This is a genomic window from uncultured Modestobacter sp. (assembly GCF_947486615.1).
Taxonomy (GTDB): domain Bacteria; phylum Actinomycetota; class Actinomycetes; order Mycobacteriales; family Geodermatophilaceae; genus Modestobacter.
Genome location: NZ_CANKUD010000006.1, coordinates 273,020 through 286,324, shown reverse-complemented (window position 1 = coordinate 286,324; position 13,305 = coordinate 273,020). Strand labels below are relative to the sequence as shown.

Genomic DNA, 13,305 nt, shown 5'->3' with positions numbered 1-13,305 from the left:
GTCAGACCACCAGCCCACCCAACGCCATCACCTTCAAGATCACCGCACCAAACTTCAACGCTGCCTGACGCTACCGAACCTTCAGCCGCCGACACCTCTGGTCGGGCTCTTCCGGCCACCCTGCAGGGGCCCGCCGCGAGCTTGCGAGCGGTGGGGGGCAGGGTGGTCCTTCCTCAGTGGGCGGCGGCGTCCCAGCTGGTGCCGAAGCCGACCGAGACCTCCAGCGGCACCGAGAGCTGCGCGGCACCGGCCATCTCCCGGCGCACCAGCGCCTCCAGCACCTCGTGCTCCCCGGCAGCCACCTCGAGCACCAGCTCGTCGTGCACCTGCAGGAGCATCCTGGACCGCAGGCCCTCGGCCTCGATCGCCCGCTCCACGTTGAGCATGGCCACCTTGATCACGTCGGCGGCCGAGCCCTGGATGGGGGCGTTGAGCGCCATCCGCTCGGCCATCTCCCGGCGCTGCCGGTTGTCGCTGGTCAGGTCGGGCAGGTAGCGGCGCCGGCCCAGCGTCGTCTCGGTGTAGCCGGTCTGCCGGGCGTCGTCGACGACGCCGTCCAAGTAGTCGCGGATGCCGCCGAAGCGCTCGAAGTAGGCGTGCATCTGCCCGCGCGCCTCCTCCGGGGTGATCCGCAGCTGCTGGGCCAGGCCGTAGGCGCTCAGCCCGTACGCCAGGCCGTAGCTCATCGCCTTGATCCGGCGGCGCATCTCCGGGTCGACGTCGGAGATCGGGATGCCGAACGCCCGGGAGGCGACGAAGGAGTGCAGGTCCTCCCCCGAGGTGAAGGCCTCGATCAGCCCGGCGTCCTCGGAGAGGTGGGCCATGATCCGCATCTCGATCTGGCTGTAGTCGGCGGTCATCAGCGACTCGTAACCCGAGCCCACGACGAACGCCTGGCGGATCCGCCGACCCTCGGCGCTGCGGATCGGGATGTTCTGCAGGTTCGGGTCGGTCGAGGACAGCCGGCCGGTGGCCGCGATCGTCTGCTGGTAGGTGGTGTGCACCCGCCCGACCTCGTCGACCATCGGGATCAGCCCGTCGATGACGGTGCGCAGCCGGGTGACGTCGCGGTGCCGCAGCAGGTGCTCGAGGAACGGGTGCCCGGTGGAGGCCAGCAGCGAGGTCAGCGCCTCGGCGTCGGTGGTGTAGCCGGTCTTGTTCTTCTTCGTCTTGGGCAGCCCGAGCTCGTCGAAGAGGACCGCCTGCAGCTGCTTGGGCGAACCGAGGTTGATCTCCTTGCCGATGACCGCGTACGCCTCGTCGGCCGCCTCGGTCACCGCGGCGGCGAACTCGCGCTGCAGTTCGTGCAGGAACTCCAGGTCCGCGGCGATGCCCCGGTGCTCCATGGCCGCGAGCACCCGGGTCAGCGGCAGCTCGATGTCGCCGAGCAGCTGGTCGCCGCCCTTCTGCCCGAGCACCTGCTCCAGCGCGTCGGACAGGTCGTTGACCGCCACCGCCTTGAGGACGTCGGCGTGCGCGGCAGCCGCGGCGACGTCCTCCTCCGAGGGGCCGAGCCCGTCGAGGGTCAGCTGGCCCTCCGGTTCCGCGGCGTCCTTGAGCTCGCGGCGCAGGTAGCGCACCGCCAGGTCGCCGAGGTCGAACGACCGCTGCCCGGGGTTGACCAGGTAGGCCGCCAGCGCGGTGTCGCTGACCATGCCCTGCAGGTCCCAGCCGCGGTTCCAGATCGCCAGCAGCGGGCCCTTGACCTCGTGCACCACCTTGGGCGTCGCCGGGTCGGCCAGCCAGCCGGCCAGCGCCTGCTCGTCGGCGGCGTCCAGGTCGGGGCCGAGGTCGACGAAGGTGGCGTGGTCGTCGGCGGCGGCCAGCGCCAGACCGGTCAGCTCACCGGCACCCCGGCCCCACGTGCCCCGGAAGACGACGCCGGTGTGCCCGGTGCGCGCGTGCGCGGTGAGCCAGCCGGCCAGCTCACCCGGGGCGAGGCGGTCGGCGGTGACCTCGAAGCCGCCGTCGACCTCCGGCTCCGGGGTGGCGAGGGTGGCGAAGAGCCGGTCGCGCAGCACCCGGAACTGCAGGTTGTCGAAGAGGGTGTGCACCTCGTTGCGGTCCCAGGGCTGGACGGCGAGGTCGGCCGGCCCGAGCTCCAGCGGCACGGCACGGTCGAGCTCGGTGAGCCGCCGGTTCTGCAGCACCGAGGAGAGGTGCTCGCGCAGCTTCTCCCCCACCTTGCCCTTGACGGTGTCGACCTGATCGACGAGGGCGTCCAGGGAGCCGTACTCGCGCACCCACTTCGCGGCGGTCTTCTCGCCCACGCTCGGGATGCTCGGCAGGTTGTCGCTCGGGTCGCCCCGGAGCGCGGCGAAGTCCGGGTACTGGGTCGGGGTCAGGCCGTACTTGGTCTCGACCTCCTCCGGGGTGAACCGGGTGAGGTCGGAGACGCCCTTGCGCGGGTAGAGCACGGTCACGTGCTCGTTCACCAGCTGCAGCGCGTCCCGGTCGCCGGTGCAGATCAGCACGTCCATGCCCTGCTCCACCGCCTGCACGGTGAGCGTGGCGATGACGTCGTCGGCCTCGTAGTTCTCCGCGGTGATCACCGGCACGTGCAGCGCGCCGAGCACCTCCTGCACCAGGCTGACCTGGCCGCGGAAGTCGGTCGGGCTCTCCGAGCGGTTGGCCTTGTAGTCGGCGTAGATCTCGCTGCGGAACGTCTTGCGGCTGACATCGAAGGCCACCGCCAGGTGGCTGGGCTGCTCGTCGCGCAGCACGTTGATCAGCATCGACGTGAAGCCGTAGACGGCGTTCGTCGGCTGACCGGTCGTGGTCGAGAAGTTCTCCACCGGGAGCGCGAAGAAGGCCCGGTAGGCCAGCGAGTGGCCGTCGAGGAGCAGCAGCCGCGGACGGGCGCCGTCGGCGGGAGCGGACGCGGGGGCAGCAGCAGGAGCGGACATCGCCGCCGATCCTAGAAGGACCCTGCTGCCCCCCACGCTTCGCGAGCTCAGCGCGGGCCCCTGCAGCAGGGCCGGCGGTTACCGTCCGCTCATGAGCACTATGCGACCGGGATGGCTGCCGCAGACCCAGGGCCCGCTGGACGAGAAGCTCGGCATCCAGATCACCGACTGGGACCCCGAACGGCTGGTCGCGACCATGCCGGTCGCCGGGAACGAGCAGCCCTTCGGACTGCTGCACGGCGGCGCCACCTGCGCGCTGGTGGAGAGCGTCGGGTCGTGGGCGGCGATGCTGCACGCCGGTCAGGGCGGCAACGTGGTCGGCATCGAGCTCAACGCCAGCTACCTGCGCGGCGCCTCCGCCGGCGTCGTCACGGCGGTGTGCACGCCGGCCCGGCGCGGGCGGACGCTGGCCACCTACCTGGTCGAGGTCACTGACGAGGCGGGCCGCGCGACGGCGACCGCCCGCCTGACCTGCATGGTCCGACCGGCCCGCTGAGACCGCGTGGGGCCGCGACGGCCTCCCACGCCGATCCGTTGCCCACGACGGGTCCACGACGGCCTCCGCCGTGCCGGCCTACCAGGTCGGCGTGTCGCAGATGGGTCACGGTGTGTCCCAGCAGGTCGATCCCCGTAACAGGGGTGGGTTACTGTCCCGGCTCACATCCAACGGCTGGGAGGTCGAGTGACGCACGCGCCCCACCGCTCCACGAGGTACGGGGAACGCAGTTCCACCCGGGAGGCACCGGGCGGACCGCGAGCAGCCCGTCGAGGAGCCCGCAGGTGGCGCAGCGGTCGCCGTCCCCTGGTCCTGGCCCTGCTGGTCGCCGCCTTCGGGATGGCCTTCGCCACCCTCGTGCCCGGTGTCGCCTCGGCGGTCGGTGAGCAGCTGGTCGGCACGCTGCAGACCAGCCGGAGCGGCCCGATCGAGGGCGTCGAGGTCACCGTCGAGACCGCCGACGGCGAGGAGGTCGACGCGGTCGAGACCGACGAGGACGGCCGCTTCGCCATCGACCTGCCCGGGGCCGGCAGCTACACCATCAGCCTGGACGCCGAGGCGCTCCCCGAGGGCGTCGAGCTCGGCAACGGGGACTCCCGCACCGTGCAGGTGGCCGACGGCCGCTCGCAGCCGGTGAACTTCGGGCTGGTCGACGGTTCGGCCGGCTCGGGCGGCGGCAACATCCGCGCGATCCAGCTGCTGGTCGACGGGCTCCGGTTCGGCCTGGTGATCGCGATGTGCGCGGTCGGCCTCTCGCTGATCTTCGGCACCACCGGGCTGACCAACTTCGCGCACGGCGAGCTGGTCACCATCGGTGCGGTCGTCGCCTGGTTCATCAACGTCCGCGGCGACGTCCCGCTGATCCCTGCCACGATCATCGCCCTGGTCGTCGGAGCGGCCGTGGGTGCACTCAACGAACTTGCACTGTGGCGGCCGCTGCGCCGCCGCGGCACCGGCCTGGTCGCCGCCCTCGTCGTCTCCATCGGGTTGTCGCTGCTGCTGCGCTACCTGATCCAGATCGTCTACGGCGGCGCGTCCAACCCCTACGGCGACTTCCAGAGCCAGCGCTCGGTCGACTACGGCGTCTTCACCATGACCAACCGGTCGCTGGCCTCGATCATCATCTCCGTCGTCGTCCTGGTCCTGGTGGCGCTCATGCTGCAGCGCACCAAGATCGGCAAGGCCATGCGGGCGGTCTCGGACAACCGCGACCTCGCCGCCTCCTCCGGCATCGACGTCAACCGGGTGATCCTGGTCGTCTGGATGATGGGCGGCGCGCTGGCCACCCTGGGCGGTGTGCTGCTGGGGCTGAACGACCAGGTCCAGTGGGACATGGGCTTCCGCCTGCTGCTGCTGATGTTCGCCGGCGTCACGCTGGGCGGACTGGGGACGGCCTACGGCGCCCTGGTCGGCAGCGTCATCGTCGGTGTCTTCGTACAGATGTCCACCCTCGTCATCCCGGACGACATGAAGTACGTCGGAGGCCTGCTCCTCTTGATCGTCATCCTCGTGATCCGCCCCCAGGGCATCCTGGGCAGCCGGGCCCGGATCGGCTGACCCGATGTCGGAACTCATCAACGCGTTCGCGATCGCCGGCAAGGCGGCGCTGGGCTTCCAGGCGATCTTCTTCGCCCTGCTGGCCATCGGCATCAACGTCCACTTCGGCTACACCGGGCTGCTCAACTTCGGGCAGATCGCCTTCGCGATGCTCGGCGGCTTCGGCATCGCCATCTCGGTGAGCCAGTGGGGGCTGCCCTTCTGGGTCGGCGTCCTGGTCGGCGTGGCCGCAGCGGTGGTGCTCGCCCTGCTTCTGGGCCTGCCCACGCTCCGGCTGCGTGCCGACTACCTGGCCATCGTCACGATCGCGACGGCGGAAGGGCTCAGGCTGGTCTTCCGGTCGGTCTCGGCCACCCCGGTCACCGGTGGAACCCGGGGTCTGTCGGCGTTCAACCGTGACTTCATCGACCTGGCCCCCTGGGACACCGGACGCCGCTACGACATCCTCGGCACCAGCTGGAGCGGCGGCGAGCTGTGGGTCGCCGCGGTCGGCTGGCTCCTGGTGATCCTCTTCAGCCTGCTCGTCTGGCAGCTCATGCGCAGCCCGTGGGGCCGCGTGCTCAAGGCGATCCGGGAGGACGAGGACGCCGTCCGGGCCCTGGGCAAGAACGTGTACGCCTACAAGCTGCAGGCGCTGGTGCTCGGTGGTGTCTTCGGTGCCTTCGGCGGCATGGTCTACGCGGTGAACACCGGGTCGGCCAACCCCGACCAGTACCAGAACCCCAACACGTTCCTGGCCTACGCGGCGCTGATCCTCGGTGGCGCCGCCCGCGTGCTCGGCCCGGTCATCGGGTCGATGCTGCTGCTGTTCATCCTGCAGTTCGCCGACACCGGCCTGCGGGCGCTGATCTCCAACGGGGTGATCCCCGACGAGCTGCTCACCTCCACCGACGTGGCGCAGATCCGCTTCGTGCTGGTCGGGCTGGGGCTCATCCTGTTGCTGGTCTTCCGGCCCCAGGGCATCTTCGGTGACCGACGAGAGGTGATGCTCGATGCCCGCTGACATCGGCTCGCACGGCGCCCACGCGGCGCGCCCCGACGAGCTGTCCGGGCAGGCCGCCCCCCAGCGGCTGGCCCAGGCAGCGCTGCGCGACCTCCCCTGGGAGGTCGGCGTCGCCAAGCCCGACCCGGCGATCGTCGTCGACGGCGTGACCCGCACCTTCGGCGGGCTCACCGCCGTCTCGGTCGACCACCTGGAGATCCAGCGCGGCGGGATCACCGGCCTGATCGGCCCGAACGGTGCAGGCAAGACCACGCTGTTCAACCTGCTCACCGGGTTCGACCAGCCCAACACCGGCACCTGGTCCTTCGACGGCCGCCCGCTGGGCAAGCTGTCCCCGCACCAGGTCGCCCGGCTCGGTGTGGTGCGCACCTTCCAGCTGACCAAGGCGCTGTCCCGGCTGACCGTGCTGCAGAACATGCTGCTCGGCGCCCAGGGCCAGCGCGGCGAGAGCTTCGCCCGCGCCCTGCTGCCCGGCACGTGGCGGGCGCAGGAGAAGGCGAACACCGAGCGGGCGATGGAGCTGCTGCGCCGGTTCAAGCTCGACGCCAAGAAGGACGACTTCGCCGGGATCCTCTCCGGCGGCCAGCGCAAGCTGCTGGAGATGGCCCGGGCGCTGATGAGCGAGCCCAAGGTGGTCATGCTCGACGAGCCGATGGCGGGCGTGAACCCCGCGCTCACCCAGAGCCTGCTCGGGCACGTCAAGGACCTCCGCGAGGAGGGCATGACGGTCATCTTCGTCGAGCACGACATGGACGTCGTCCGCGACATCAGCGACTGGGTCGTGGTCATGGCCGCCGGCCAGGTCATCGCCGAGGGCCCGCCGGAGTCCATCTCCCAGAACAAGGCCGTGGTCGACGCCTACCTGGGCGCCCACCACGACGCCCCGCTGACGGTCGAGGACGAGGACCGGATGCTCGCCGAGGACGAGGCCGCCCTCGCCGAGGAACGACGCGGCCGGCACAGCGCGGACACCACCGACGGCAAGAGGACGACGCGATGAGCACCCTGGACGACCCGGCCGGCGAGGACCCGATGTCCCAGGTCGGGTCCGGCCACGGGCCGGCCGCCGGCGGTGGCGAGCTCTCCGCCGCGGAGAAGGCGGCGACCCGCGAGGAGCACGTCAAGCTCGCCGAGGGCGCCCTGGTGCGCGCCGACGAGCTGATCGCCGGCTACGTGCCCGGCGTGAACATCCTGCGGGGCTGCGACTTCTACCTGCAGGACGGCGAGCTGGTGGGCATCATCGGGCCCAACGGCGCGGGCAAGTCCACCCTGCTGAAGGCGCTGTTCGGCCTCATCCCGGTGCGATCCGGGTCGGTCACGCTGCGCGGGGAGGACATCACCTCGGCACCCGCGCACCGGCTGGTGCAGCTCGGTGTCGGCTACGTGCCGCAGAACAACAACGTGTTCCCCTCGCTCACCATCGAAGAGAACATGCAGATGGGCGTGTACCTGCGGCCCAAGACGTTCAAGGAGCGCTTCGACTACGTCGTCGACCTCTTCCCGCTCCTCGGCGAGCGGCGCAAGGGCAAGGCCGGGTCGCTCTCCGGCGGTGAGCGGCAGATGGTCGCCATGGGCCGCGCGCTGATGATGGACCCGTCGGTGCTCCTGCTCGACGAGCCGTCGGCGGGCCTCTCCCCTGCCCTGCAGGACGAGGTCTTCATCCGTTGCCGCCGGATCAACGCCACCGGGGTCTCGATCATCATGGTCGAGCAGAACGCCCGGCGGTGCCTGCAGATCTGCGACCGCGGCTACGTGCTCGACCAGGGCCGCAACGCCTACACCGACACCGGCCGGTCGTTGATGAACGACCCGAAGGTCATCGAGCTGTACCTGGGCACGCTGGCGAAGGTCCAGTAGCCGGCGGTCCACTCCCCTGGCCCGCGCACGCTCGGGCCCTGCACCGAAGGCACGGCGCCGTCCCGCTCGGGACGGCGCCGTGCTGCGTCTCCGGGCACGGGCGGAGCAGCACCGTGCTGCGTCGTCTCCGGGCGGGGTCCGCCGAGCACGGCCCAGGCGCTGGCCGCCACGTTCGCGGTGGCCGCCAGCACCCGGATGCTGTCGGTGCGCAGCAGGCCGGCGTACGCGCCGGCATCGAACCCGGCGGCCAGCCGGCGGTGCCGGGGCACGGCGGCTGCGCCGGTGACCGCCAGGACGACGGCCAGGCAGGCGGCGCTGGCCAGCACGCCTGTCGTGGCGAGGTCGTCGGGCCGGTCCAGGAGCAGCCAGCCGGTGGTGACCAGCTGGCCGGCGAACAACGGCCCGACCACCCGGGCGACCCACCAGGAGTGGCTCTGCTCGTAGGCGACGAAGGCGCTGGGCGGTGCGGCGATGAGCTGCGGGTACACCAGCGCCCGCACGGTCCACTGGAAGCCCGCGTAGCCGCCCACGACCAGCAGGTGGGCCACGGCCACGGCGCTCACGGGCGGCGACGCCCGGCGCGCTTGCCCCGCCAGCGCAGGCTCTGCTCGTCGAGCTCGCGCAGCAGCGGGTCGCCCTCGACCGCGATCCGCTCGGCCACCGCGACCGCGACCCGTAGCTGACCGTTGTCGAGCTGGGTGAACGCCGGCCCACGTCGGCGGTCGAGCGAGTCGTACCACCGGCCGCCGACGGCGTGGTCGAGCACGATCCGGCCGAAGCGGTGGTCGGCGGTCACCACCTCCTGCTCGGCGCGGGCGCGGCGGGGCAGCTCGTGGAGCACGAGCTCGCGGTAGCGGTCGAGCAGCGGGGCACGGTCCACCGGCCGAGTCCCCTCGACGCACTGCGGCCCGGCACCCTTCCGGGTGCCGGGCCGCAGTGTGGAGCGGTGCGTCAGCGCTGAGCGATCAGCGCCGGTGCGGGGTCAGCGCTGCGGGCCGACGCCCTCGGCGTTGAGGCCCTGGATGATGCGCGAGGACTCGTCGAAGCCGATGACCACGATCGCGTCCGGGTTGAACTCGGCCATCTGCTGGACCTCCGAGGTGAAGTTCGCCGCGGTGGGGTCGTAGATGACCTTCCGCACCGAGTCCTCGGGCAGGCCGTCGGCGATCAGGTTGGCCATCGTGTTGTCGGCCAGGCCGTTGCCGTAGGAGTCGTTGCGGGCCAGGATCCCGACGGTGTTGGCGCCGTCCTCGGCGATCAGGTCGGCCAGTGCCCGGGCCTGCAGCGTGTCAGCGGGCGCCGTGCGGAAGTACAGCCCGTTGTCCGCGTAGTCGGTGAACTGGTCGGAGGTGTTCGCCGGGGAGAACATGGCCACGCCGGCACCGACGATGGTGTCGATGACGGTGAGGCTGACGCTCGAGGAGGCCGCACCGACGATGACGTTCACGCCGGACTGCAGCAGCCGGTCGACCGTCTGGGTCGCGATGTCGGTCGAGGTGTCACCGGAGTCACCCTGCTCCAGGCGGACCTCCTGGCCGAGCACGCCGCCGGCCTCGTTGATCTCCTGCACCGCGAGCTGGGCGCCGGCGATCTCCGGGGGGCCGAGGAAGGCGAGGTCGCCGGTCTCGGGCAGCAGGGTGCCGACGACGAACTGGTCGCCGGTGGCACCCGGCGCGGCCGCGGCCGGGCCCTCGTCGGTGGCCGCGTTGCTCTCGTCACCGGCGAGGACGTAGCGGTTGTTCGCCGGGTCGATGGTGTTGTCGTCCTCGAACTGCAGGATGCCGAAGCTCGCCTCGGCGGGCTCGCCCGGCTCGGCGAAGCTCAGCGGACCGGTGATGCCGTCGTAGTCGGGGTTGCCGCCGGCGTTGATGATCTCCATGCAGGCGGTGAAGGAGTCGCACTTCTCGCCGCCGAAGGTCACGCCATTGACGTAGGGCGCCCAGACCGTGGCCTGGTTGCTGCCGGCCAGCTGGGCGGCGAGCGCGCTGATCACGATGGCGTCGTAGGTCTCGCCCGAGTAGTTGAACGTGGTGCCGAGGTCGGGGTCGACCTCGAGCAGCCGGTCGGTGAAGTCCCCGGCGAGCTCGGTCAGCGGCGTGGTGCCCTTCATGTCGGCCAGGGCGCCGTCCTCGCTGAAGTCCTCGCCGAGGGGGTCGCCCATGTTGCCGTCGGTGCCGTAGACGTTGACCTGCTTCTCGCCGCTCGCGTCCCCGCCGGTGTCGCCGCCGTCGTCGCTGCTGCCGCCACAGGCGGTCAGAGCGAGCAGGGCAGCACCGGAGAGGGCGGTCGCGCGGGCGAACGTGCCTGTGCGCATCAAGGAACTCCCAGAGAGGTGTGTACGTCCTTCGCCCCCCGGCAGGCTGGAACACCGGTCGGGGGGCCGATCAGTGCGGAGAACCTAACCGCCACCTGAGGGGGTGGGGCCGGGCTCGGTCGCACCGTGATGACGTTGTGATGTGCGCGATGCACGGTCGCCACACCGTGGGACGCGCCGACACATCTCTGGAACACGCCGGGGCACCACCCCGGCGCAGGCGCTCAGGAGCCGGCGGGCTCGCCCGCCGGCTCGCTGCCACCGGTGGGCGCGGCGGCGGTGGCCAGGATCGCCTGGGCCAGCGCCTTCATCGACGTGCGCTCGTTCATCGCCGTGCGCTGGATCCAGCGGAACGCCTCGGCCTCGGTCATGCCGCGCTCGGACATCAGCCGGCCCTTGGCCTGCTCGACGACCTTGCGGGCCTCCAGCCGCTCCTTGAGATCGGTGACCTCGGCGTCCAGGGCGTGCATCTCCTGGAACCGGCCGACCGCCACCTCGATGGCGGGCACCAGGTCGTTCTTGGAGAACGGCTTGACCAGGTAGGCCATCGCACCCGCGTCCCGGGCGCGCTCCACCAGCTCGCGCTGGCTGAAGGCGGTCAGCACGATCACCGGCGCGATGCGCGCAGCGGCGATCTGCTCGGCCGCGGCGATGCCGTCGAGGACGGGCATCTGGACGTCGAGGACGACGAGGTCGGGCCGCAGCTGCTGCGCCTGCTCGACGGCGGCCTGGCCGTCGCCCACCTCGGCGACGACGACGTAGCCCTCCTCCTCCAGCATCTCCTTGAGGTCGAGGCGGATGAGTGCCTCGTCCTCTGCGATGAGGACCCGGGTCGGTGCGTTGCTCACCCGATCATCCTATCGGCCGGTGGTGGCAGTTCCCCGCCAGATAGGCTCACCGCTCACCCGGTTGAGCTGGCCCCCGTACCCCAATCGGCAGAGGGAGCGGATTCAAAACCCGCGCAGTGTGCGTTCGAGTCGCACCGGGGGCACCACACCACGACCACCGCCAGGTGCAACGGGTCACACCGTCGCCGTGCGCGTTCGGACGCCGGGCCGGGAGCCGCGACGTCGTCGGCCCACCCGACGCCACGTCCGGTGTCACCGCTCAATACGGTGGCCCAGTGACCGGCCACATGACCCCTGAGGAGTTCCGCCAGCACGGCCACGAGGTCGTCGACTGGATCGCCGACTACTGGTCGCGACTGCGGGACGACCCGGGGTCGGTCCCGGTCCGCTCGCAGGTCTCCCCCGGCGACGTCCGCGCCGCGTTGCCCCCGGCGGCCCCCGAGCAGGGCGAGCCGTTCTCCGCCGTCCTGGGCGACCTGGACCGGGTCGTGCTGCCGGGGATCACGCACTGGCAGCACCCGGGCTTCCTCGGCTACTTCCCGGCGAACACCTCCGGCCCCTCCGTTCTCGGCGACCTGGTGTCGGCCGGTCTGGGCGTGCAGGGGATGTCCTGGGTGACCAGCCCGGCGGCCACCGAGCTCGAGCAGCACGTCATGGACTGGTTCGCCGAGCTGATGGGCCTGCCGGAGTCCTTCCGGTCCACCGGCACCGGCGGGGGCGTCGTCCAGGACTCCAGCTCCGGGGCGAACCTGGTCGCGCTGCTCGCCGCGCTGCACCGGGCCAGCAAGGGCGCCACCCTGCGCCAGGGCGTGCGCCCGGAGGACCACACCGTCTACGTCTCCGCCCAGACGCACAGCTCGATGGAGAAGGCCGCCCGCATCGCGGGGCTGGGCACCGACGCGATCCGCGTCGTCGAGGTGGACGCCGACCTGGCCATGAGCCCCCGCGCCCTGGCCCAGCGACTGGAGCGCGACGTGGCCCGTGGGTTCGTCCCGGTCCTGGTCTGCGCCACGGTCGGGACGACGTCGACCACCGCCATCGACCCGCTCGCCGAGCTCGGCGCGGTGTGCCAGCGCTTCGGCGTGTGGCTGCACGTGGACGCCGCCTACGCCGGTGTCAGCGCCGTCGTCCCGGAGCTGCGTGCGCTGCAGGCCGGTGTCGAGTGGGCCGACAGCTACACCACCGACGCGCACAAGTGGCTGCTCACCGGGTTCGACGCGACGCTGTTCTGGGTCGCCGACCGGGCCGCGCTCACCGGGGCACTGGCGATCCTCCCGGAGTACCTGCGCAACGCGGCCACCGACACCGGTGCGGTCGTCGACTACCGCGACTGGCAGATCGAGCTCGGACGCCGCTTCCGGGCGCTCAAGCTCTGGTTCGTGGTGCGCTGGTACGGCGCCGAGGGGCTGCGCGAGCACATCCGCGGCCACGTCGCGATGGCGCAGGAGCTGGCCGGCTGGGCCCGGGACGACGACCGCTTCGACGTGGTGGCCCCGCACCCGCTGTCCCTGGTCTGCCTGCAGCCCCGCTGGCCGGCCGGTGTGGACGCCGACGTCGCGACGATGACCCTGCTGGACCGGCTCAACGACGGCGGCGAGGTCTTCCTGACCCACACCACCGTCGGCGGCCGGGCGGTGCTGCGCGTGGCGATCGGCGCCCCGGCGACGACCCGCGTGCACGTCGAGCGTGCCTGGGCACTGCTCTGCGAGGGCCACGACTGGCTGGCCAACGACTTCGCCGAGCAGCAGGCCGAGCAGCGCGCCCGCGAGCTCGCCGAGCGTCAGGCCGCCGAGCAGCGCGCCCGGGAACAGGCCGAGCAGGCAGCGGTGGAGCGGGCCGCGGCCGTTGAGGCAGCGGCCGCAGAAGCAGTCGCCGCAGAAGCAGTCGCCGCAGAGGCAGTCGCCGCAGAGGCAGTCGCCGTGGAGACAGCGGCCGGCGTGGACCAGTCCACAGGAGGCGATCAGACCGGGAGCGACCAGGCCGCTGGCGAGGCGGTCGGCGCCGAGCCGGTCGCCACCGGTGTCGCCGCCGGCACGGTCCCGGACGAGGGCGACGCCGGTGGGACGAGCCCGACCGGTTTCGGCGCCCTCGACCGGGCCACCGCCGACCCGACCGGCGCCGACCCGACCGGCGCCGACGACGAGGCACGGGCCGGCGAGCCGGCTGCCCCCCGGGACCCGGCACACGAGCCCCCGGCGGACGAGAGCCCGACCGTCGAGACGCCCGCTGCCTGGGACGAGACAGCCGCGCAGGCGACCGCCCAGGCCGACCTCCCGCCTGCGGCCGACCGGCTGCCCGACTGACGCAGCTGCGCGGTCGTCGGG

Annotated in this window: 11 protein-coding genes and 1 tRNA gene; 7 read left to right on the top strand and 5 right to left on the bottom strand. The window is 71.9% G+C overall.

Features of this window, described 5'->3' with window-relative positions; translation table 11 throughout:
- Positions 1 to 173: 173 nt before the first annotated feature.
- Positions 174 to 2,906, bottom strand: coding sequence for a DNA polymerase I (gene polA, locus Q1A09_RS13735; RefSeq protein WP_299955816.1), 2,733 nt, complete (start codon positions 2,904 to 2,906; stop codon positions 174 to 176).
- Positions 2,907 to 2,997: 91 nt separating this feature from the next.
- On the opposite strand from polA, the gene Q1A09_RS13730 reads away from it, so the two are divergent.
- The 5 genes from Q1A09_RS13730 (at position 2,998) to Q1A09_RS13710 (ending at position 7,819) form a co-directional block, all read left to right on the top strand.
- Positions 2,998 to 3,402, top strand: a complete 405-nt coding sequence (locus Q1A09_RS13730) for a PaaI family thioesterase (RefSeq protein WP_299955814.1) — start codon at positions 2,998 to 3,000, stop codon at positions 3,400 to 3,402.
- Between the two features lie 186 nt (positions 3,403 to 3,588).
- The gene (locus Q1A09_RS13725; protein WP_299955812.1) at positions 3,589 to 4,959 is read left to right on the top strand and encodes an ABC transporter permease subunit; all 1,371 of its coding nucleotides are present in this window, start codon (positions 3,589 to 3,591) and stop codon (positions 4,957 to 4,959) included.
- 4 nt (positions 4,960 to 4,963) lie between these two features.
- Complete coding sequence (locus Q1A09_RS13720; protein WP_299955810.1) at positions 4,964 to 5,962, top strand: branched-chain amino acid ABC transporter permease; 999 nt, start codon at positions 4,964 to 4,966, stop codon at positions 5,960 to 5,962.
- Positions 5,952 to 6,962, top strand: a complete 1,011-nt coding sequence (locus Q1A09_RS13715; protein ID WP_299955808.1) for an ABC transporter ATP-binding protein — start codon at positions 5,952 to 5,954, stop codon at positions 6,960 to 6,962. The genes Q1A09_RS13720 and Q1A09_RS13715 overlap by 11 nt, the downstream gene beginning before the upstream one ends.
- On the top strand, positions 6,959 to 7,819 hold the full coding sequence (locus Q1A09_RS13710) for an ABC transporter ATP-binding protein (protein ID WP_299955807.1): 861 nt from the start codon (positions 6,959 to 6,961) through the stop codon (positions 7,817 to 7,819). The genes Q1A09_RS13715 and Q1A09_RS13710 overlap by 4 nt, the downstream gene beginning before the upstream one ends.
- Here the strand turns inward: Q1A09_RS13710 and Q1A09_RS13705 are convergent.
- The 4 genes from Q1A09_RS13705 to Q1A09_RS13690 all read right to left on the bottom strand — a co-directional run bounded on the left by Q1A09_RS13705 (position 7,738) and on the right by Q1A09_RS13690 (position 10,981).
- Entirely contained in the window at positions 7,738 to 8,382 is a 645-nt protein-coding gene (locus Q1A09_RS13705) for a hypothetical protein (RefSeq protein WP_299955805.1), read from the bottom strand. The two genes, Q1A09_RS13710 and Q1A09_RS13705, sit on opposite strands and share 82 nt — an antisense overlap.
- Complete coding sequence (locus Q1A09_RS13700) at positions 8,379 to 8,699, bottom strand: hypothetical protein (RefSeq protein ID WP_299955803.1); 321 nt, start codon at positions 8,697 to 8,699, stop codon at positions 8,379 to 8,381. Before Q1A09_RS13700 ends, Q1A09_RS13705 begins: the two co-directional genes overlap by 4 nt.
- 102 nt (positions 8,700 to 8,801) lie before the next feature.
- Positions 8,802 to 10,133, bottom strand: a complete 1,332-nt coding sequence (locus tag Q1A09_RS13695; RefSeq protein WP_299955801.1) for an ABC transporter substrate-binding protein — start codon at positions 10,131 to 10,133, stop codon at positions 8,802 to 8,804.
- A gap of 224 nt (positions 10,134 to 10,357) precedes the next feature.
- The gene (locus Q1A09_RS13690) at positions 10,358 to 10,981 is read right to left on the bottom strand and encodes an ANTAR domain-containing response regulator (protein WP_299955799.1); all 624 of its coding nucleotides are present in this window, start codon (positions 10,979 to 10,981) and stop codon (positions 10,358 to 10,360) included.
- A 69-nt stretch (positions 10,982 to 11,050) separates the two neighbouring features.
- Here Q1A09_RS13690 and Q1A09_RS13685 point away from each other — a divergent pair.
- Positions 11,051 to 11,127: transfer RNA gene (locus tag Q1A09_RS13685), tRNA-Leu, on the top strand.
- A gap of 129 nt (positions 11,128 to 11,256) precedes the next feature.
- On the top strand, positions 11,257 to 13,284 hold the full coding sequence (locus Q1A09_RS13680) for an aminotransferase class V-fold PLP-dependent enzyme (RefSeq protein ID WP_299955796.1): 2,028 nt from the start codon (positions 11,257 to 11,259) through the stop codon (positions 13,282 to 13,284).
- The last annotated feature ends 21 nt before the right edge of the window (positions 13,285 to 13,305 follow it).